Origin of the sequence: Patulibacter sp. SYSU D01012 (genome assembly GCF_017916475.1) — a bacterium.
Taxonomy (GTDB): Bacteria; Actinomycetota; Thermoleophilia; order Solirubrobacterales; family Solirubrobacteraceae; genus Patulibacter.
The window spans coordinates 383550-403475 of record NZ_JAFMTB010000001.1 but is presented as its reverse complement, the minus strand read 5'-3'; the positions used below and the strand labels follow the sequence as shown (position 1 = coordinate 403475).

At 74.1% G+C, this 19926-nt stretch carries 18 protein-coding genes; 4 read left to right on the top strand and 14 right to left on the bottom strand.

Going from position 1 to position 19926, the window contains the following annotated elements; genetic code table 11:
* Window positions 1-40 precede the first annotated feature (40 nt).
* The 5 genes from J3P29_RS01690 to J3P29_RS01670 form a co-directional block, all read right to left on the bottom strand.
* Window positions 41-1993, bottom strand: coding sequence for a hypothetical protein (locus tag J3P29_RS01690; RefSeq protein WP_210491267.1), 1953 nt, complete (start codon window positions 1991-1993; stop codon window positions 41-43).
* A gap of 53 nt (window positions 1994-2046) precedes the next feature.
* Window positions 2047-3291: an HtaA domain-containing protein gene (locus J3P29_RS01685; RefSeq protein ID WP_210491266.1), complete on the bottom strand. Its 1245-nt coding sequence runs from the start codon at window positions 3289-3291 to the stop codon at window positions 2047-2049.
* 282 nt (window positions 3292-3573) lie between these two features.
* Window positions 3574-5205, bottom strand: coding sequence for a chaperonin GroEL (gene groL, locus J3P29_RS01680; protein WP_210491265.1), 1632 nt, complete (start codon window positions 5203-5205; stop codon window positions 3574-3576).
* Between the two features lie 38 nt (window positions 5206-5243).
* Window positions 5244-5543, bottom strand: coding sequence for a co-chaperone GroES (gene groES / locus J3P29_RS01675; protein WP_210491264.1), 300 nt, complete (start codon window positions 5541-5543; stop codon window positions 5244-5246).
* 208 nt (window positions 5544-5751) lie between these two features.
* The gene (locus J3P29_RS01670; RefSeq protein WP_210491263.1) at window positions 5752-6390 is read right to left on the bottom strand and encodes a TetR/AcrR family transcriptional regulator; all 639 of its coding nucleotides are present in this window, start codon (window positions 6388-6390) and stop codon (window positions 5752-5754) included.
* A gap of 92 nt (window positions 6391-6482) precedes the next feature.
* Between J3P29_RS01670 and J3P29_RS01665 the strand changes: the two genes are divergently transcribed.
* Window positions 6483-6890, top strand: a complete 408-nt coding sequence (locus tag J3P29_RS01665; protein ID WP_210491261.1) for a RidA family protein — start codon at window positions 6483-6485, stop codon at window positions 6888-6890.
* A gap of 41 nt (window positions 6891-6931) precedes the next feature.
* On the opposite strand, the gene J3P29_RS01660 is transcribed toward J3P29_RS01665, so the two are convergent.
* The 5 genes from J3P29_RS01660 to J3P29_RS01640 all read right to left on the bottom strand — a co-directional run bounded on the left by J3P29_RS01660 (window position 6932) and on the right by J3P29_RS01640 (window position 13950).
* Entirely contained in the window at window positions 6932-9169 is a 2238-nt protein-coding gene (locus J3P29_RS01660) for a hypothetical protein (RefSeq protein ID WP_210491260.1), read from the bottom strand.
* A gap of 203 nt (window positions 9170-9372) precedes the next feature.
* On the bottom strand, window positions 9373-10974 hold the full coding sequence (locus J3P29_RS01655) for an MDR family MFS transporter (protein WP_210491259.1): 1602 nt from the start codon (window positions 10972-10974) through the stop codon (window positions 9373-9375).
* Window positions 10971-11492 (bottom strand): MarR family transcriptional regulator, encoded by a 522-nt coding sequence (locus J3P29_RS01650; RefSeq protein ID WP_210491258.1) that lies wholly within the window; start codon window positions 11490-11492, stop codon window positions 10971-10973. The genes J3P29_RS01655 and J3P29_RS01650 overlap by 4 nt, the downstream gene beginning before the upstream one ends.
* A 185-nt stretch (window positions 11493-11677) precedes the next feature.
* On the bottom strand, window positions 11678-13426 hold the full coding sequence (locus J3P29_RS01645; RefSeq protein WP_210491257.1) for an NAD(P)-dependent oxidoreductase: 1749 nt from the start codon (window positions 13424-13426) through the stop codon (window positions 11678-11680).
* Between the two features lie 245 nt (window positions 13427-13671).
* Window positions 13672-13950: a hypothetical protein gene (locus J3P29_RS01640; RefSeq protein WP_210491256.1), complete on the bottom strand. Its 279-nt coding sequence runs from the start codon at window positions 13948-13950 to the stop codon at window positions 13672-13674.
* Between the two features lie 221 nt (window positions 13951-14171).
* Between J3P29_RS01640 and J3P29_RS01635 the strand changes: the two genes are divergently transcribed.
* The 3 genes from J3P29_RS01635 to J3P29_RS01625 all read left to right on the top strand — a co-directional run bounded on the left by J3P29_RS01635 (window position 14172) and on the right by J3P29_RS01625 (window position 15485).
* Window positions 14172-14549, top strand: coding sequence for a hypothetical protein (locus tag J3P29_RS01635; protein ID WP_210491255.1), 378 nt, complete (start codon window positions 14172-14174; stop codon window positions 14547-14549).
* Window positions 14550-14958: 409 nt separating this feature from the next.
* On the top strand, window positions 14959-15141 hold the full coding sequence (locus J3P29_RS01630) for a hypothetical protein (protein ID WP_210491254.1): 183 nt from the start codon (window positions 14959-14961) through the stop codon (window positions 15139-15141).
* Complete coding sequence (locus J3P29_RS01625; RefSeq protein ID WP_210491253.1) at window positions 15141-15485, top strand: hypothetical protein; 345 nt, start codon at window positions 15141-15143, stop codon at window positions 15483-15485. The genes J3P29_RS01630 and J3P29_RS01625 overlap by 1 nt, the downstream gene beginning before the upstream one ends.
* 642 nt (window positions 15486-16127) lie before the next feature.
* Here the strand turns inward: J3P29_RS01625 and J3P29_RS01620 are convergent.
* From J3P29_RS01620 to J3P29_RS01605, 4 genes are all read right to left on the bottom strand, one after another.
* Window positions 16128-16373, bottom strand: a complete 246-nt coding sequence (locus J3P29_RS01620; RefSeq protein ID WP_210491252.1) for a hypothetical protein — start codon at window positions 16371-16373, stop codon at window positions 16128-16130.
* On the bottom strand, window positions 16370-16537 hold the full coding sequence (locus tag J3P29_RS01615) for a hypothetical protein (RefSeq protein ID WP_210491251.1): 168 nt from the start codon (window positions 16535-16537) through the stop codon (window positions 16370-16372). The genes J3P29_RS01620 and J3P29_RS01615 overlap by 4 nt, the downstream gene beginning before the upstream one ends.
* A 196-nt stretch (window positions 16538-16733) precedes the next feature.
* Complete coding sequence (locus tag J3P29_RS01610) at window positions 16734-17771, bottom strand: low specificity L-threonine aldolase (RefSeq protein WP_210491250.1); 1038 nt, start codon at window positions 17769-17771, stop codon at window positions 16734-16736.
* Window positions 17768-19843 (bottom strand): DUF6421 family protein, encoded by a 2076-nt coding sequence (locus tag J3P29_RS01605; RefSeq protein WP_349239745.1) that lies wholly within the window; start codon window positions 19841-19843, stop codon window positions 17768-17770. The genes J3P29_RS01610 and J3P29_RS01605 overlap by 4 nt, the downstream gene beginning before the upstream one ends.
* Window positions 19844-19926: the final 83 nt, after the last annotated feature.

Here is a 19926-nt window from a genome sequence, read left to right as displayed (position 1 = left end):
CGCCGCGCGCCCGCCCCGGGGGACGGGCGCGCGGACGACCTCAGCGCAGCGTGACGGTGCGCGAGGCGGTGCGGCCGCCGACGGCGACGGTCACCCGCACGACGACGGGGCCCCGCGCGCGGCGCAGGACGCGGCGGCCGGCCGCGGTCAGCCGGACACGGCGCACGAGCTTGCCCGTGCGGGTGGTGCGGACGCCGGCGACGCGGCCCAGCAGCGTGCGGCCGCGGCGGACCACGACCGTCGCCGACGCCGACGCGGGGCCGCGGAACGACACGCGCACGCCGTGGGCGGCGACGTAGTCGGCGCTCTGGCGGGGCAGCCAGGTCGGCGCCGCGCGCAGGGCCGCGGGCGCCCGGGAGCCCGTCGCCGGGCCGGCGACCGCGGCCGCAGGAAGCGCCGCAGCCGACGCGGCGCCGGCCCCGGGCGCCGGCGGGTCGTCCCTCCGGCACGGGGCAAGCGTGGACGGGGCCGGCCGGGGGAAGCCGCCCGCAGGGTCTGCGACCAGGAACGACGCGGCCTGCACGCCGATCTCGCCGGTGGCGTCCGTCTGGTGCCAGGCGATGGTCGTCCCGCCGGCGGCGTCCTGCACGACGGCCGGCTCCCAGCTCACCGCCGACGCTGTTCCCCCGCGGCCCACGGAGAGCTCACGCTCCGACGTCCACGCCGCGCCCAGTGCCGGGCGCACCACCGCGCGCATCGACCGCGGACCGCCCTGGTCCGTGCTCGTGGGGTCGGTGTAGCCCGAGACGCCGATGGCCGCACCGCCGTCGCCGGACACCGCGAGGACGGCCTTGCGCAGCGTCGCGTTGCGGCGTCCCGACCAGACGTCCACGGGCGCGCCGTACGCGGACGCGCCGGCGGGCCGGGTGACGACCTGCACGCGGTCCGGGGTGCGCTGCGCGTTCGTGCCCTTCGAGCGCAGCCAGGCGACGGTGGTGTTGCCGGCGCCGTCGACCGCGATCGTCGGCACCTTCGTCGTGATGCGCCCCAAGGCCTCGCCGCCCGGTTCGGAGAGGACCGTCGCGGCGGACCACGCCGTCGTCGTGCCGGCCGCCCGCGCGGTCTGCACGTCGTAGTTGGCGACGCTCGACACCTCGTCGATGCGCGACGCCCAGACGACGTCCGCGCTGCCGTCCGGGCCGACGGCCACGTCGGGCCACAGCGCGTAGCCGCTGGGGTCCGAGAGGGCGGCGGCGGCGGACCAGGCAACGTCGCACCGCGGACGGCGGACCGCCAGCACCGTGGGGCCGTCCGTGACCACGTCCTGCCACACGAGGGTGGTGGCGCCCGTCTCGTCGACCGCCATGTCGAGGTAGCCCGTGAACAGGCCCGCGGTGGTCGGCGCGATCTCGACGGCGGGCGCCCACGTCCCCTCGGGGGACCGGTCGGCGGAGACGACCCATCCGACGTCGGTGTCCACGTCCAGGGCGTGCTCCTCGGTCCACGCGAGCGTCGCGCCGCCGTCGGGCCGCGCCACCAGAGCCAGGTCCCCGGCGGTGTCGCCCGCGGCCGATCGCTGCTCGGGCGCCCGCCACGTGCCGCCGGCCGGGCGCGTCGCCACCCACGCCTCGCTCGTCGCGGCCTTCGTGCTGTCGGGGGTCGTCTGCAGCCACGCGACGGTGACGACGCCGTCGCGCACGGCCACGCGCGGCGGCTCCGTCACGCGCGACCCCGTGTCGCCACGGACCGGGCGCGAGACGACGACGGACGCGCTCCACGCACCCCCGCGCGGCTTCGACGCCACCTGCACCAGGCTCGGACCGCCGGAGCTCTGCGCCCGGATCCAGGCGCCCCAGACCGTGCCGTCCCGGTCGACCGCCAGGGCCGGCTGGCTGGCCGCGCCGTCGAGCGGCGACGCCAGGTCGAGGGTGGGCTGCCAGCCCAGGGCGGCGCGTGCACCGGGGGCCGTCGCGAGCAGCCCGGCCGTCATCGCCAGGAGCACGAGCAGGACGCGGAGGGCGGGGGCGTGGAGCGCGGGGGCGCGGAAGGGCATGAGCATCACGGGAGCAGCAGGCGACGACGGTGGAGGCGCGGCGGACGGCGACCCTAACGGGCGCCGGACCCGGGGTCGGTAGGGGTGGTTGGCGCGGGCGGCACGAGTGCGGCCCGCACGTTCATCGAGCCGAAGACCTGGTCGGCGGCGTAGAAGCCGAAGGGGTTCGCCGCCTCGGCCGTCAGGTGGACCGGCACCCGCTCGTACAGGCGGACGTCGCCCTCCGGGCCGACGGAGCGGGCCTCGGCCAGCCGCAGACGCCCGAAGTCGAGCGGCTGGCGCGTCCCGGGACCGTCCGGCACGTGCACCGGCGACCCCGCGGCCGCACCGTTGCGGTTGACGAGCACGGCGCGCACGACGGGCGCCTCGGTCGGGCCGAACGTCACCGAGAAGTCCGAGAACGTCATGTCGATGCCGTGGCTGGCCTGGACGAAGCGGACCGCGCCGGCGTAGCGGACGGTGCCGGTGCCGTCGGCCGCGATCGCACCGCCCGCCGACGGGAAGAGGACGGAGCCGGATGCGGTGCGCCCTGCGCCCTCGGCGGTCTCGACGCGGCCTCCGCCGTTCGTCAAGTAGCCGATCCACGAGGAGAGGATCGTCCAGTCCAGCGACGGCGCGCCACGGACGACCTCGACGGCCGGGGACGCGTCCGGCGTCGTGGGAGCGGGCGCGGCAGCCGCGGGCGCGGTCGGCGGTCCGGGCAGCACGATCGGCGCGGGCGCCGGCGTGGCGGGCGCCGGCGTGGCGACGGCCGCCGGAAGCAGGACACGGAGCGTGCCGAACGTCCCGGCGCGCAGCCGCCGCACGCGGAGGGCCCCGCGGAGGACACGAGCGCCGGTGGGCGACACACGGAGGGTCGCCGCCGCGGTGCGCGTGCCGTCGGCGGCGGTCGCCACGCGCACGCCGCGGAGCGCGAAGACGGTGACCGCGCGGCGGCCGACCGTCGCCCGGACGGTGCCGGCGCGCAGGTCGGCCCGCAGCCCGCGGACCAGGACGGAGCGCCGCCCGGCGCGGACGCGGAGGCCGGCGGTGGCGGTGTGCGTGACCGTGGGCGTCGTGCCCGCGGTGGCGCCCGTGACGGGCACGGTGACCGTCCGGCCGCCGGCCCACGCCGACCCGGTCGCGCCGACCCGCAGGCCGGGCGCCCGGAGCGCCTTCCCGGCGTCCTTGGCCACGGTGATGGCCGTCGTCGGCGCGACGGTCGACGTCGCTCCGGCCGGCGCCGCGCCGGACGCCGCGAGCGCCGCCACGGCGGCGGGCGCGAGGAGGACGACGGAGCGACGAGAGGGTGGGCGCATCGAGAAGGACGGTAGCGCGTTAGGGCACCCTACGGGCTGCCGACCGGGCGGTTGCTCGCCGCGGCGGATCGCCCGTGCGCTCCGGCGCTCTCGGGGGCCCGCGGGCCCGCGAGGTGCGTGACGCCGTACGCCCCGGAGCGGCGGCGGAGCTCCCGGCGCGCGCCGCCCCCGGAGAACGAGAACGGCCGCCCCCAGGGGCGGCCGTCACGCGAGGGCCCAGCCGGCGTACCAAGGCGCCGACCGGACGATCGAACCCGGTCCCGGGGCGGGACCGGAGGGCTGCTACATCATGCCGCCCATGCCGCCCATGTCGGGCATGCCACCGCCGGCGCCGCCGTCCTTCTCCGGCGCCTCGGCCACGATGGCCTCGGTCGTCAGGATGTTCTTGGCGATCGACGCGGCGTTCTGCAGCGCGGAGCGGGTGACCTTGGCGGGGTCGACGACGCCGGCCTTGACCAGGTCCTCGAGCTCCTCGGTCGCGGCGTTGAGGCCGATGCCCTTCTCGGCGTTGCGCACGTCGTTGATCACGACGGAGCCCTCGAGACCGGCGTTGAACGCGATCTGGCGGAGGGGCTCCTCGACGGCGCGCAGGACGATGCGGGCGCCCGTCTTCTCGTCGTCGGCGAGGTCGTCGATCGACACCTCGGTCGCGGCCTGCAGGAGCGCGACGCCACCACCCGGGACGATGCCCTCCTCGAGCGCGGCGCGGGTCGCCTGCAGCGCGTCCTCGACGCGGTGCTTCTTCTCCTTGAGCTCCGTCTCGGTCGCAGCGCCGACCTTCACGACGGCCACGCCGCCGGAGAGCTTGGCGAGGCGCTCCTGGAGCTTCTCGCGATCGAAGTCCGAGTCGGTGTTCTCGACCTCGGCCTTGATCTGCGCGATGCGGCCCTTGATGGCCTCGGCGTCGCCGGCGCCGTCGACGATCGTCGTGTTGTCCTTGGCGACGACGACGCGGCGGGCGCGACCCAGCTGGTTGATCTGGGTGTTCTCGAGCTTCAGGCCCATCTCCTCGGTGATGACCTCGCCGCCCGTCAGGATGGCGATGTCCTCGAGGATGCGCTTGCGGCGGTCGCCGAAGCCCGGGGCCTTCACGGCGACGCCGGTGAAGGTGCCGCGCAGCTTGTTGACGACCAGGGTCGCCAGGGCCTCGCCCTCGACGTCCTCGGCGATGATGAGGATCGGCTTGCCGGCCTGGATGACCTGCTCCAGGACGGGCAGCACGTCGCGGACGGCGCCGATCTTGGAGTTGGCGATGAGGACGTAGGGGTCCTCGAGCACGGCCTCCATGCGGTCCTGGTCCGTGACCATGTAGGGCGAGACGTAGCCCTTGTCGAACTGCATGCCCTCGGTGAACTCGAGGTCGATGCCGAAGGTCTGGCCCTCCTCGACGTTCACGACGCCGTCCTTGCCGACCTTGTCGATCGCGTCGGCGATGACGTCGCCGATCTCGGGGTCGCGCGAGGAGATCGTGGCGACGCGGGCGATCTCGTCCTTGCCGTTGATCTCGGTGGACTGCGCGTGGATGTTCGCGACGATCTGCTCGACGGCCTTCTCGATGCCGCGCTTGAGCGCCAGCGGGTTCGCGCCCGCCGTGACGTTCTTCAGGCCCTGCTTGACGATGGCCTGGGCGAGGACCGTGGCGGTCGTCGTGCCGTCGCCGGCGACGTCGTTCGTCGCGGTGGCGACCTCGCGGACCAGCTGCGCGCCCTGGTTCTCGAAGACGTCCTCGACCTCGATCTCGCGGGCGATGGTGACGCCGTCGTTCGTGATCGTCGGGGCGCCGAACTTCTTGTCGAGGACGACGTAGCGACCCTTCGGGCCGAGCGTGACCTTGACGGCGTTGGCGACGGCGTCGACGCCGGCCTCGAGGGCCTTGCGGGCGTCGGAGTCGAACTTCAGTTCCTTGTGTGCCATGTCAGTGGCTCCTTTGTCTCAGAGGATCCGGGGCCGGCTCAGCCGACGACCTTCGCCAGGACGTCGCTCTCGCGGAGGACGAGGAGCTCCTCGCCGTCCACCTTGATCTCGGTGCCGCCGTACTTGGAGTAGAGGACCTGGTCGCCGACCTTGACGTCCAGCGGGATGCGCTTGTCGCCCTCGTCGTCCCAGCGACCCTCGCCCGCGGCGAGGACCTCGCCCTTCTGGGGCTTCTCCTTGGCGGTGTCGGGGAGCACCAGGCCGCTGGCCGTGGTCTGCTCCTCTTCGATGGCGCGGACGATCAGGCGATCGCCGAGCGGCTGCAGCGAGATGGACATGCGGTCCTCCGTCGGGCGGGTTGCGATTTGAAGTCCTGCGTCGGCACTCTCGGGCCGAGAGTGCCAACCCGCAGGCAGTGTAGCGCGAAGCGCCCGTCGGTCAAGGCCTCGTTGGCACTCTGTTCACAAGAGTGCCAAGCGCGGGCTCAGATGCAGGGAGAACCCGTCTGCAGCGGGCGTTGCGCGCCGGCACCGCCCTCCCGGCGCCCTAGGCCGCGGGCTCGTCGTCGTCCGCCGGCACCCGGAGATCCCAGCCCGCGGCGACGGAGTCCCGACACCGGTCGGGCGCGTCGCCGGCGGCGACCAGCAGGGCGACGAGCATCGGACGCGCGTGGACGAGCGTCGACCGCGGCAGCGGGCCCGGCCGCACGAGCGAGACGAGGCCGTGCCCCGCCGCCCAGGTCTGGGTGGCGACGTCCCGGGGGACGACGTCGGCGCGCAGGCGACCCGCGTCGCGGCTGCGCGCCGCGGCGCGGATGAGGTGCTCGAACGTGCCGAAGGCCGCGTCGCCGTCCTCGAGCGCGAAGCTCGCGTCGAACATGACGCGGTAGAGGTCGGGGTGCTCGAGCGCGTGGGCGACGTAGGCCGCGGAGAGGCCCGCGAGATCGCGCACCGGATCCGCGGTCAGCTCGACGCGACCGAAGCGCTCCCCCAGGCGCGTGAAGCCCTCCTGGCGAAGGGCGCGCCACACGCCGTCCATGTCGCCGAAGTGCGTGTAGACCGCCATCGTCGACACGCCCGTGCCGGCGACGAGGGAGCGCAGGGTGATCGGCTCGCGGGTGCGCAGCATCTGCGCCGCCCGCTCGATCAGCGCCGTGCGGACCGCCGGGTCCTTCGTCCGAGCCATGCGGGGAGCCTACGACGTTCCATTGCATAGCAATGCAATGCTACGGTCGAAGGGAAGCCCCGCGCCGGCGGGGACGAACCGAAGGAGCGAGCATGCCCATCACCCTGGTCGACCCGGACGGACTCCCGAAGATCGACCTGTACCACCAGGTGGCCGTGGCCACCGGAACGCGCCACGTCCACGTCGCCGGGCAGGTGGCGTCGGACGCCACGGGCGCGACCGTCGGGATCGGAGACCTCGCGGCCCAGACGGCGCAGGCGATGCGGAACGTCGTCACGGCGCTCGCGGCCGTCGGAGCGACGCCCGACGACGTCGTGCGCCTGACGGTCTACGTGGTCGGCTGGACGCCCGACAAGATGCCGGCGCTGGTGGACGGCCTCACCCGTGCGGGCTTCACGACGGGGTCGGGAGCGCTCCCGCCCGCGTCGATGTTCGGCGTCGAGACGCTCGACGTCCCCGAGCACCTCGTCGAGATCGAGGCCACCGCGATCATGGACTGACCGCGGCGGGGAGGCGGCCGCGTGCCGCCTCCCCGCTCCGCTCAGCGGACCCGCAGCTCGCGGCTCGACACCCCGAGCGCGCTCTCGCGGGCGCCGACGTCGCCGCCGAACCAGGCCTGCACGCCGCGCTCCGACCGCCCCAGCCGCAGCCGGACGCGGAACGAGCCGTCGGCGTTCGGCGTGACGACGCGCTGGGTGAAGGTCCGTCCCTTCCTCCCGACGGCGAGCACCGCGACCTCCTGCTCGCCGGTCACGCCGCGCAGCACGCCGACGATCGTCACGGTGCGGCTGCCCTTGGCGCCCTTCTTGGGCCGGCCGACGGTGCGGAGCGTCAGCTTCGGGCGGGCGCCGGCCAACAGCTTGGCGTTGCGGAAGACGGTGCCGAGCACCGGGTCCTGGACCACGACGCCGGAGCCCGCGACCGCGGCGACGGCCGGCGTCTTCCCGCCGGGGGCCGGCAGCATGGCCACGCTCTTGCCGCCGTCCCGCGTCACGAACGCGCCGACCCGGGTGGTGATCACCCCGGTCGACGCCGACGAGAGCTCGAGGCCCACGTCGGCGTCGACGTCGCGGTCGGGCCCGGCGCCCTCCAGGTCCGGGACCGTCACGCGTGCGGCGAAGCGCTTGCCGCCGTCCGTCGAGCGGAACAGCGTGTTGCCCGCGAGCGCGAAGACGCGCTTCCCGACGACCTGGGCGTCGTCCGTGCCCGCCGGCAGCTTCGTGCGCGACCACGTGCGGCCGCCGTCGGCGGAGCGGACGGCGAGCTGCTTGCCGTTGCGCCGCCCCCACGCCACGACGACCTTGCCGCTCGCGACGACACGCGAGAAGCCGCGGCCCTGCAGGGCGCGGGACGAGACGACCTCGGGCTTCGCCGGGTCGGTCAGGCGGATGATGCCGCGCGGGCCGACCACGACCGGCACGTCGCCGGCCACGGCCAGGCCCTCCGGGCGGACGACGGAGACGTCCGCGTACGGCGCCCAGGCCCCGTCGGCGAACCGCCGCAGCGTCCCGTCCTCGGCGAGCGCCACCAGGCTCCCGCCGGCGGACGCGACGCGCCGCAGCGCCGGGGTGGCGGGCAGCGGCACGTCGCGCCAGCTGTCCCCGTGGTCGCTCGAGACGAACAGCCGGCCGACGCGGGTGACGGCGAGCAGGCCGTGCACGCCGATCGAGCCCGTGGCGTCGTTCGCGGACGCGATCGCCCGGTACGGCGTGGCGCCGAGGTCGTCGGTGCGCACGGCGCGGGCGGTCGTGTCCGCGCCCTCGAAGCCCACGACGACGCCGGGCGCCGGCGCGGTCACGTCGGACGGCGGCAGCGCGGCCACGCGGGCGCCGAACGTCGTGCCGTCCAGGCGCAGCGCGCTCCGGCGCTTCGGGTCGTTCGCCGCGAGCACGCCGACGATGCACGCGCCGCTGGGCTCGCACACGACCCGCTCGACGACCACGCCGCCCGATCCGGGCAGGTCGTCGGGGATCGGGACGGCATGCCGGGTGAACGTCGCCCCGCCGTCCTTCGAGATCAGCACGGCCCCGCCGGCGCCGAGCACGATGGCGCCGTCGGCCCGCAGGGCGGGGACGGTCAGGCCGGGCAGGGCGTCGACGAGCGGCGCCTCGGGGGCCGGGGCGTCGGCGGTCGGCTCGGCGGCGGGTGCGGGGCCGGGGACCTTCAGGCCCTGCCACGACGCGCCGCCGTCGGTCGTGCGCTGCAGCGCGTTGCCGGCGGCACCGGCGGCGACCACGCGGAAGCCCGTCGCCTCGCCCGTCGCCAGGCCCGGCCCGGGCTCGGCCGCGTTGACGACGGCCCAGGTGGCGCCGCCGTCGACGGTGCGCCACGTGCGGGTCGGCAGCGACGCCCAGGCGACGCGCGCGTCGAGCGTCGTCAGCACCGGCGTGCCGGACGTGCACGACGGCAGCGGGTCGCCGCTCCACGTCGCGCCCAGGTCGTCGGACCGGCGGACGCGGCAGTCCTCCGCGAGCAGCAGGCGGTCGGGGCCGGCGGCGGCCAGGCCGACCGGCGTCCCGGGCTTCGTCAGCGGGACGCGGCCCACGCGGCTGCCGGCGGCGCCCGAGACGAACAGGGGGACGTCGGCGCCGGGCGTGCCGAGCACGGCGGTCGTCGCGCCGTACGCGGCGACGTGGGTCGGGTCGCCCACGCCGACGGGGCCGGGGGCGTCCCAGCCGGCCCAGGTGGTGGCGGCGGGCGCGGCCGACGCGGCGGCTGGGACGGCGAGCACGCCGGCGGCCGCGAGGGCGGCGACGGCGGTGCGGGAACGGTGCGGCATCTCGATCTCCTGGGTGCGGGACCGTCCACGCGACGGTCGTGCTGACGCTAACCCGCCGTACCCGGGAACGATGCGCTGCACGCGGGGGCGCCTGCCGTCGACGGCCCGCCGGACGCACCGCGCCCCCGGCGGGAGACCCGGCCGGGGGCGCGATCACGAGGAGGTGCGACGGGCCGGCGCAGGCCGGCCCGCCGCGGGGGACGTCAGTGCGCGACGGGCTCGCGCGGGGCGGCGGGAGCGGCGTCGTCGGCCAGGCCCTGCTCGCGGGCCAGCTCCAGGCCGCTCTTCGTGCCGAGCGCCTTCTCCCGCAGGAACCAGACGGCGATGGAGGCGATGATCCCCATCGGGGCGCCGAGCAGGAACACCTCGGCGATGCCCGTGCCGTAGGCGTGCTCGACGATCGCGCGGACCGGGGCCGGCAGGGTCGAGAGCTCGGGGATCGAGGAGCCGCCGCCCATGCCGGACGCGGGGATGCCCTTCTCGGCGAAGCCCTCCTTGACCAGGTCGGTGACCTTCGAGGAGAGGATCGCGCCCATCACGGACACGCCGATGGCGCCGCCGAGGCTGCGGAAGAACGCGATGAGCGCCGAGCCCGCGCCGATCTTCTGCACCGGGATGACGTTCTGCACGGCCAGGATCAGGTTCTGCATCAGCATGCCGACGCCGACGCCGACGATGAACATGAAGAGGCCGACCTCGACCAGGCTGGTGCCCTCGTCGATCAGGCCCATGAGCGCCAGGCCGAGCGTCAGGAAGAGCGAGCCGGCGAGCATGAAGCGCTTGTAGCGGCCGGTCTGCGAGATCCGGCGACCCGAGAGCGTCGAGGAGCCGAACAGGCCGATGACCATCGGGATCGAGAGCAGGCCGGACTCCGTCGGGCTGTAGCCGCGGGCGAGCTGCATGTACTGCGTGAGGAAGACGGTCGTGCCGAACATCGCGATGCCGACGGCGACCGAGGCGATGACGGCCATCACGACCGTGCGGTCCTCGAACAGGTCGAGCGGGATCAGCGGCTCCTTGGCGCGGCGCTCGACGACGACCGCGGCGCCCAGCAGCACGATGCCACCGACGACCATGAGGGCCGTCTGCCAGCTCATCCAGTCGAAGTTCTTGCCGGCGAGCGAGACCCAGATGAGGATCGAGGCGACGCCGCCCGCCATGAACGTGGCGCCGGGGATGTCGATGTGCACGTCCTCGCGCTTCTTCAGCGGCAGGTGCAGCGTGCGCTGCAGCAGGACGAGGGCGAACGCCGCGAACGGGATGCCGACGAAGAAGCACCAGCGCCAGTTGAGGCCGTCGGTCAGCAGGCCGCCGACGACCGGGCCGGCGACGGTGCCGACGCCGAAGACGGCGCCCAGGTAGCCCATGTAGCGGCCGCGCTCGCGGGGCGAGACGAGGTCGGACAGGATCACCTGCACGAGGGCGGTGAGCGCGCCGACGCCGACGCCCTGGATCGCGCGGGCGCCGATGAGCCACATCGACGACTGGGCGAACCCGGCGAGGATCGAGCCCGACAGGTAGATCACCAGGCCGAGCTGGATCAGCTGCTTGCGGTTGAAGAGGTCCGACAGCTTGCCCCAGATCGGGGTGCTGATCGTCATCGTCAGCAGCGTCGCCGTGACGACCCACGTGTACGCGGACTGCCCGCCGCCGAGGTCGGCGATGATCTTCGGCAGCGCGGCCGAGACGACCGTGCTGGAGAGGATCGCCACGAACATGGCGAGCAGGAGGCCGGACAGGGCCTCCAGGATCTGGCGGTGGGACATCTGTCCCGCCACGGGCGGGGATGCTTGGGTCGTGCTCATCGGCTGGTCTCCTCGTTCCCGGCGCGCAGGGGGCGCGCGGGGTCATGTGCGGCGTCCTGGGGGTCGGACGCCCGCGAAGGGGCGGTGCAGGGGTGCGCGAGCTGGTTGCGCAGCCGCCGGAGCCCGGCGGCGAGGCCGGTGACCTCGTCCGCGCTCCAGTCCGGCAGCGCCTCGCCGAGCGAGCGGACGAAGCGACCGTGGATGGCCTCGAGCTTCGCCCGGCCCGCGTCGGACAGCGCGACGAGGCTCGAGCGGCGGTCGTGCGGGTCGGCGACCCGGTCGACGAGGCCGTCGTCCTGCAGCGCCTGGATCTGCCGGCTGGCGACGGACAGACTGACCTGCAGCTCGGACGCGATGTCGCTGATGCGGGCCGGCCCGTAGTGCTTGACGACGCCGAGCACCTGGAGCGACGCGGTGGCGTGCTCCAGTCCGGCGCACCGCTGGAGGTCGCGGCGGATCGCGGACAGCCCGTAGAGGGCGGTGGCGAGGTCGTCGAGCTGTTCGGGTTCGGGGCGCATCAGTACCTGCTTACGGCAAGCAATGGTGCCACACCTAGTTGCTTAGCGCAAGCACCTACTCTGTGCGCCTGGGCACGGTGGCGACCACGGCCACCCCTACCCCGTGGCCGCCCGGACACGCCCGTCCGGCGCCGTCCGGTGGCCGCCCGACCGCGGCGCGCGCCCGACCGCGCCGCGAGCCGACGCTAGGCCGTCGGCAGCGGCACCGCGTTCGGCGCCTGCTCGCCCTCCAGGACGGCCGCGACGTTGCGCATCGCCATCCGGCCCATCCGCGTGCGGGTCTCGATCGACCCCGAGCCGATGTGCGGCAGGCAGACGACGCGCGGCTCGTGCAGCAGCGGGTGCTTCGGATCGGTCAGCGGTTCGGCGGCGAAGACGTCCAGGCCGGCGGAGTGGATCCGCCCCTCGCGCACGGCGGCGAGCAGCGCGTCCTCGTCCACGACCCCGCCGCGGGCCGTGTTGACCAGCGTGCCGCGGGGCCCGAGCAGGTCGAGCTCGCGGGCGCCGATCAGGCCGACGGTCTGCGGCGTGCGGGGGACGTTGAGCGAGACGACGTCGGAGCGCTCCAGCAGCTCGTCCAGACCGACCGCCGTGGCGATGCCGTCGTCGGGCTTCGGGGTGCGGCTGTGCTGCAGGACGGTCATGCCGAAGCCGGCGCCGCGGCGGGCGACGGCCTGCCCGATCTCGCCGTAGCCGACGACGCCGAGCGTCGCCCCGGCGACGTCCAGGCCCAGGAACTCCTGCGGGTCGAAGGCGCCCCAGCGGCCGCCGCGGATCGCGTCCGTCGCCGCGACGAGGCCGCGGCGCGCCATCAGCATGAGCGCGACGGCGGTGTCGGCGGTCGTCTCGGCCAGGACGCCGGGCGTGTTCGTCACCACGACGCCGTGGCGGGCGGCGGCCTGCAGGTCGACGGCGTCGAAGCCGACGGCGACGAGCGCGACGACCTTCAGGTCGGGCGCGGCGGCGAACAGCTCCTCGCCGACGCGGTCGGCGGTCGAGACGACGAGCGCATCGCAGTCGCGGGCGAGCGCGATCAGCCCCTCGGCGTCGGGCACCTGCCCCTCCTCCGGCTGCCGCAGCTCGGCCCCGGCAGGCAGCGACGCGTCCGCCACCCCGGGGTAGCCGCGGCGGGAGAGGGCGATGCGGACGGGGCGGGACGCGCTCATGGCGCGGACGCTACCGCCGGGGCCGACGGGTTCCGGCGGCCGCGGCCGCCGGAACCGCCCGCCCCTCAATGTGGCCTGCGCTGTCCCGGCCCCGTCTGACCTCCGACCGTTCGTGAAGGAGGCCGTCGATGAGCAGCTCCACAGCGCCTTGCTGAACGTGTTCGAGGACGCGTGCGGTGTCATCCGGTCGTCTCGTACTGCGGCGGCCTTCGCGTGCCGAACGACGCGCCGGTAGATCGCGTTCGCGCTCAGAGGCCCGGGGGTGCGGGCGCCGCGGGGGAGGGTCACGAAGACGTGATCGGTGGCGGCCGGCGGACGGCTGGCGAGCCACGCCTCGACGGCCTCGACCGCGGCCGTGGTCAGCGGCACGATGCGCTCCACGCCGCCCTTGCCGCGGATCCGCACGGCCATTGCCGTCGAGTCCCGCACCGCACGGCGCAGCGCGGGGGAGGTGTGCCGGCGCCGCTCCTCGAACTGGCGCGGCTCGAGCGCGGCGACCTCCTCGCGCCGGAGTCCAGCGTCGGCCATCAGCAGCAGCATCGCCAGATCCCGCTTGCCGATCCGCGTGCGGCGGTCGGGCTGCTTGAGTAGCCGCCCCAGCTCGCCGTCGCTCAGCTCCCGCGGCTGCCCACGCCGGACCTTGCCGGCCTTCACACGGTCGATGTCGACGTCGAGCTCCGCGGCCAGATGACGGACCGCCGAGAGGTAGACGCCGATCGTCGAGGGCGAACGGCCGGCACGCTCGAGGCTCTCGCGCCACCGCAGCACCGCGCGCGGATAAGGCCTCCACCGGCACCGGCCCGGCACCGGCATGTGCCACAAGGAACATCAGCAGCGAGCGGTAGACGGCCCCCTACGTAGGGCGCGTCGTCGGCGCGCCCTGGCGCGCAGCGACATCCTCCGCGAGCTGCTCGAGCGACGCGTCGTCGAGGACCACCCCGCCGCCGGCAACGACGAGCTGCCCCGCGAGCGGCACCCCGCCGGGCCATCGCGGACCACCCCCGCGCGGCCGCTCATGCCCGGCCGCCGTTCGCGAGCTTCGCCAGCGCGGCCGCAGCGATCGCCGCGTACCGGCCATCCACGTACGTCAAGCCGCTCAGGTCGACCGGATCGCCCTCGACGAGCGACCGCGCCATCAACGCCAGCGTCACCGCCCCGTGCGAGCGGTCCGGGTTCGTCACCGCCGCCCGGTCCACCTGCAGCTCGTCGCCGGCGACGCCGATCGACACCGCCGCAGCGATCCCGTCCGGGCGCAGCTCGACATCGAGGACATCCTCCGCGACGGCATGCACGAGTGCACGGTCACAGGCGTCCTGCCCCCCACCTGGAGCGTCGGTCGGTCGTGGACGCCGCAGCCCGCTGCTGTGCCCTCAGACGGGTCCGGACGAAGAGGGGCGCCATCGCGGGACCGAGGCGGAGTGCAGCCCGGAAGGGTGTAAGCTGCATCCGTCCCGTCCCAGAAAGAGGCACCAACATGTCCCCCAGGTTCACTACCTCCGCAGCGATCACAGTCGTGTTCGGCCTCGCAGTCAGCGCCGTTGGCGCGGGCGCAAGCCAAGGCGCGGACGCTCGATCGTCGAAGTCGGGCTACACGATCAAGGTTTCGAACAGCGGCCTGAGCGGAGACCCGGGCTACTTCTACGAGGGCGGATCGCTGAACGTCACCGTCAAGAAGCTGCGCGGCACCAGCAACGCAAAGGTCACCATCAGGATGATCCCCCACGCTCGCGGCCGCTCAAGCCGGCCCCTGCATTCAAGGGTCGGCAAGACGGTGACCGGCCTTGCACCTTCCGCACCCGGCAAGACGCGGTTCATTGTGACTGTGGAAGGAATCGAAAAGCCGCTTCGCCGCACAATCCGGGTGCGGCCGAACCCCGCCGATCTCCCGTAGCTGAACGGCACGACGACCACTATTGCCCGACCTGATCACCCGCACTTAGCGCCGGGTGTAGGTCGGCCGTCAGCTAGCCCGCTACGCGCCCAAGCTCTACGTAAAACGCCTATTGCGATACCCGCGGGCCGCCTCGACGTGTAATGTGATGCGTATGCGTTTGTGTACCGTCCCGAAAACCTCTCGAGCCTTCCGGCAGGGATGCCTTGCCGCAGGCGTCGCACTCCTGACGTGCGCGTCGCCCGTCGCCGCGCACGCAGCTGACGCGGCGCCGCTGCCGAGCCCGCCCGCCGCTGAAGTCGCACGGACGGCTCCGCCCATCCCCGGCGCGCTGTTGGCGTCTCCTCTCAACTCGGCTGTAGCTGCCGGCCTGACCACGGATGCCTTCGTCACGCGAGACGGGGCGCGCGTGTTCGACAACATCAAGGCAGACAACTCCGGTGGTCGCGTCCTTTACACCCTCCCGCTAGGGAAGCGGGTCGGTTGGCGCTACAACTACAACGAGAAGTGGGCGAACGTTCAGATCTTCCCGAACGACTGGGGCTTCATGCTTCGGGACTCCCTGACGTGCTGCTACACGTGGGAGGGCTGATGATCTCGACACTTTGGTCAAAGTGGCGCGTTCTCACGGGCGCGACCGCTGCGCTCGCCGTGACCCTCGCGATCCCGGTTGCCGTCTTCGCTGGCGGCCTCGGCTTCAACCGGGTGACGGCTGTTGACGTGTACGTCCGAGCCAGCCCGCAGGGTCTCTACATGGGGCGCCTGTACAAGGGCGAGCATTTCAACGCCCAGTACATCTCGCCCGGTGGCTGGGGCTGGGGCTACGCCTACGGCGGTGTCAACCGTTGCGTGTGGGTCGACATGAGCTACATGGTTACCGCACCCGACGACCCTCACGCGACGCCGCCCGACTGCGGTCCGCACCGCTTTCTGTAGTCGAGAGGCGCTGGCGGGGGCGAATCGACACCTCTGCCAGCGGCATAACGGGTGGGCCTGAGCGAGAGCTGGGGTCCACCCGCGACGTCCGTACCCTGCCTTGGCACCGGCGTTGGCCACGAGGGCATGACACACGCCTGCGGCCGACGCCCGACATCACCAGCACTCCCGAGAGCGTGCTAGGTCCAGAGGCGATCGTCGACGGCGGTGTGCTCGCCGGCGCCGGGGAGCCGTCGCCGTGCAGTCAGTTTGCGGGCACTGCCAACGGGGCGGGCTATGGTCCAGGCGTTGCGTCCCTCCCTCTCCGGGGACGGAACGGGACACCAGGGGCCGCGATCGGGACGGTCGCGGCCGCGACACACGCCGGCCGGCGCCCTCGGGTCGCGCTCGAGGGCGCCGGTCGTTCAGGGCCCGGCGCGCGACGTGCGGCACCTGGGCTCGAGGCGTCTGCCGCCTGCAGCGAAGCGTGAGTGGCCGGCACGGGTGGCGGCGCTCGCTCGCCCAGGTCAGCCCAGCAGGGACGAGCCGCTCAAGGTGGGAGCGTCCAGGCGGCCCAGCGCCGCGGAGTGCCCCACGACCGGCCAGGCCCAGCGGGCAGCACTGGGGCCCCCGGGCAGGGGCGAGCGGCTCCGTGCTGCGGGGTCAGGCAGCGAGGGCGGGAGCCTCAGACGCCGGCACGAAGTGCTCGAACGTCAGCGCGTCGAAGTCCGGCGCCGGGCGGTCCTGCTCCTCGGCCTCGCACTCCAGGTGAAACCGCGCGGCGCCCTCGGCACGCTCCTTGGCCGCCGCGAAGGAGTCATCGCCACCACCGGTCAGACCCGGTAGATCCGGCGAGTTGAACCACCAGCCGAACGGTGCTTCGTGGTGATGCAGGATGCGCGCGTTCATCGTCCCTTCTTGGAGAGTAGGGCCAGCGCCTCTTCAACGTCCAGACTGCTCTGGTTGCAGAGCACGTCGTGCACCACGCCTGGGCCGGTACGCCGGGGACGCCCGCCGGTCGACGGCGAGGTCAGGTCGAGGACAACCACGGCGGCGCCGAACGCGATGAGCATCCCGCCGAGCAGACGGGGCGCCGGACCGAACGAGACCGTCCCTCGCCGTCGCGGCGGCCGTCGCCGCCCGTCCTCGCGGGCCCACCGGGGAGAGCAGCAGAACGCCGAGGGCGAAGAACAGGAAGCCGAGGACGTCCTGCCCGATCGCGCCGGCGCGTGCGGCGTGGACGCCCCACGCGGCACGCGTCCCCGCCGCTCAGGCGCCGACGGCCGCGCCGCAGGCGCGCTCGACGGCGCCGGCGAAAGCGTCGACCTCGTCCTCCGTCGTGTCGAACGAGCACATCCAGCGCACCTCGCCGGTCGCCTCGTCCCAGGTGTAGAAGCGGAAGTCCCGGCGCAGCTCGTCCGCGACCCCGGGCGGCACCAGGGCGAAGACGGCGTTCGCCTCGACCCGCTGGGTCAGCTCGACGCCCGGGATGCCGCGCATCGCGTCGGCCAGTCGCGTGGCCATCGCGTTGGCGTGCGCGGCGGACGAGCGCCACAGGTCGCCCTCGAGCAGCGCGATCATCTGCGCGGCGACGAAGCGCTGCTTCGACGCCAGCTGCAGCGTCTGCTTGCGCAGGTACGCCATCCCGTCGCCCACGCCGTCGTGCAGCATGACGACGGCCTCCGCGCCGAGCAGGCCGTTCTTCGTGCCGCCGAAGGACAGGGCGTCCGCGCCGATGTCGGTCGAGATCGCGCGCAGCGGCACGTCCAGGCCGGCGGCGGCGTTCGACAGGCGCGAGCCGTCGATGTGCAGCAGCAGCCCGTGGGCGTGCGCGTGGTCGGCCAGGGCGCGCAGCTCGTCGACCGAGTAGCGCGTCCCCAGCTCGGTGCTCTGGGTGACGGAGACGAGCCCGGGCTGGGGCGCGTGCTCGTCGCCGACCCGCTGCAGCTGCGTGTCGACGAGCTCGGGCGTCAGCTTGCCGTCGGGCGTGGCGACCGTCAGCAGCTTCGTGCCGGCCACCCGCTCCGGCGCCCCCGCCTCGTCCACGTGGACGTGCGCGGTGTCGGAGCAGATCACGGCCTGCCACGGACGGCACAGCGCGCGGTACGCCAGGACGTTCGCGCCCGTGCCGTTGAAGACGAGCCACGACCGTGCGGCGTCGCCGAAGTGCGCGCGGAAGAGCTCCTCCGCGCGCGCGGTCCAGGGATCCTCCCCGTAGGAGACCGCGTGGCCGTCGTTGGCCTCCGCGATCGCCGTCAGGACCTCGGGGTGGACGCCCGCGTAGTTGTCGCTGGCGAACCCCTTCATGCGGCGGCCGCGGCCGTCGCGCGCGGCGGGCGCTGCAGGGCGTCCGCCAGCTTCGTGCGCAGCGACGCGTAGAAGATCGACAGCGGGAACTCGTCCTCGAACACCTTGTCGACGTGGACGCGGGGGTCGTCGACCTCGGCCATCGTCTCGGCGGCCCACACGGAGTTGGACGCCGGCGGGACGTAGGTGGCGACGAGCTGGTGCGCGGCCTGCCAGTGCGCGACCTTCGTGCGGTCGATGCCGCGGCGGTACAGGTCCTCGACCAGCGTGCGCAGTTCGAGGACACCGTCGGCGACGTGCTCCCAGTCGATGGACAGGCGGTTGTCCGTCCAGCGCAGGCGGCCCGTGCTGTGCAGGTACGCGAAGAGCAGCTGGCCGCCGAGGCCGTCGTAGTTGCGGCTGCGGGTGCCGGTGATGGGGAAGCGGAAGAGGCGGTCGAAGAGGATCGCGTACTGCGCGTCGCGGGCGACGGCCATGCCCTCCTGCTCCAGGCGCACGGCCTCGCCGAACGCGGTCAGGTCGCAGCGCAGCTCCTCCAGCGCGTACATCCAGTACGGCATGCGCTGGCGGATCATGAAGGGGTCGAACGGCAGGTCGCCGTGGCTGTGCGTCCGGTCGTGGATGAGGTCCCACAGCAGGTACGCGTCCTGCGCCAGCGTCTGCGACGCCAGCAGCGCGGCGGCGTCCGGCGGCAGGTCCAGGCGCAGCGTGCTCGCGGCGGCGGACACCGTGCGGCGGAAGCGCTCGGCCTCGCGGTCGCAGAAGATCGCGCCGAAGTGGTTGGCGGCCTTCTCGGCGACGGAGACCGTCTCGGGGAAGAGCACCGCGCACTCGGAGTCGTAGCCCGAGGTGTAGTCGGTGAACATCACCGGGACGAACAGCGCGTTGTCGTAGCGGGACTGCTCCAGGGCGGCGAGCCAGTCCGGCCAGGGGACCCGGATGAGCAGCGCCTCGAACGCGGTGTCGCGCGAGCCGTTCTGCTTGTACATCGGGAAGACGACGAGGTGCTCGACGCCGTCGCGGCGCTCCAGGTCGGGGCGGAAGACGTCGAGCGACGTGCCGAAGTCGGGGCGGCCGAAGCCCTCGGCGGCCCAGCGGCGCAGGTCGGCGACGACGGCGCGCAGGTAGTCGGCCTGGTGCGGCAGGTGCGCGGCCAGGCGGCCGATCGCGCCGACCATCGCCTCGACGAGCTCGCCGGCGCGGTCGGTCGACAGCGCCTCGGCGTCCAGGGAGCCGTCGGCGTTCTGGCCGGTGCGCAGCGCCTCGACGGCCTGCACGAGCTCGCCCCAGGCGGGGTCCTCGTGCGCGCTCGACGGGGCGATCTCGAGCTCGGCGGCGAAGCCCTCACCGGCGGCCCACAGCACGAGGTTGCGCCAGAGCGCGCCGTGGCTCTCGGCGTCGATGCAGTCGTCGCCGAACAGGTCGGAGTCGGCGAGGGCCACGACGCGGCCCTGGTCGACGCGCGAGACGGCGGCCAGCGGGGCGCCGGGCGCGGACGAGGTCGGGCTGGCGAACGCGATGGCGCGGGCGTCGCCCGTCAGCTCGAGCGTCGCGGCGCGGTAGAAGCAGGCGGAGTCGACGCGCGCCAGCACGTCCACGCCGTCGACGCGCGCCGGCGGCAGGTCGGCGAGCACCCAGTGCGGCGCGTCGCGGTGCTGCTCGTAGTCCTGGACGACCTCGTTGCTGATCCGGACGCCGTAGGGCGCGAGCAGCTCGTTGAGGTTGTTGCCGTACTTCTCCTGCTCCTCCTCGCCGAGGACGACGAGGCCGCCGCCGGCACGCACGAACGCGTCGACCGCGGAGAGCTCCTCGGGGGTCAGGGTCGGCTCGCCGCCGGGCACCGTCTTCTCCCAGCGGGGGTCGGACGGGTGGGCGAGCACGAGCACGTCGACGTCGACGAGCACGTCGGCCGTGAGGGGGCCGGAGGTGTGCGCGTCGACGGCGACGTCCCACGCCCGCAGCCGCTGGGCGGCGCGGGCGTAGGACGAGTCCGCGGGGTGCGAGGGCTGCATGGCCTGCGCGACCTCGGGACGGATCGACCACGCCTCGCCGTGCGATTCGTCGAACAGCACGCGGGCGACGGGATGCCGAGACGGCACGGGAGGGAATTCGGGGCGAGGCACGATGAGGACACGGTATTGACCGTCGTCACAGA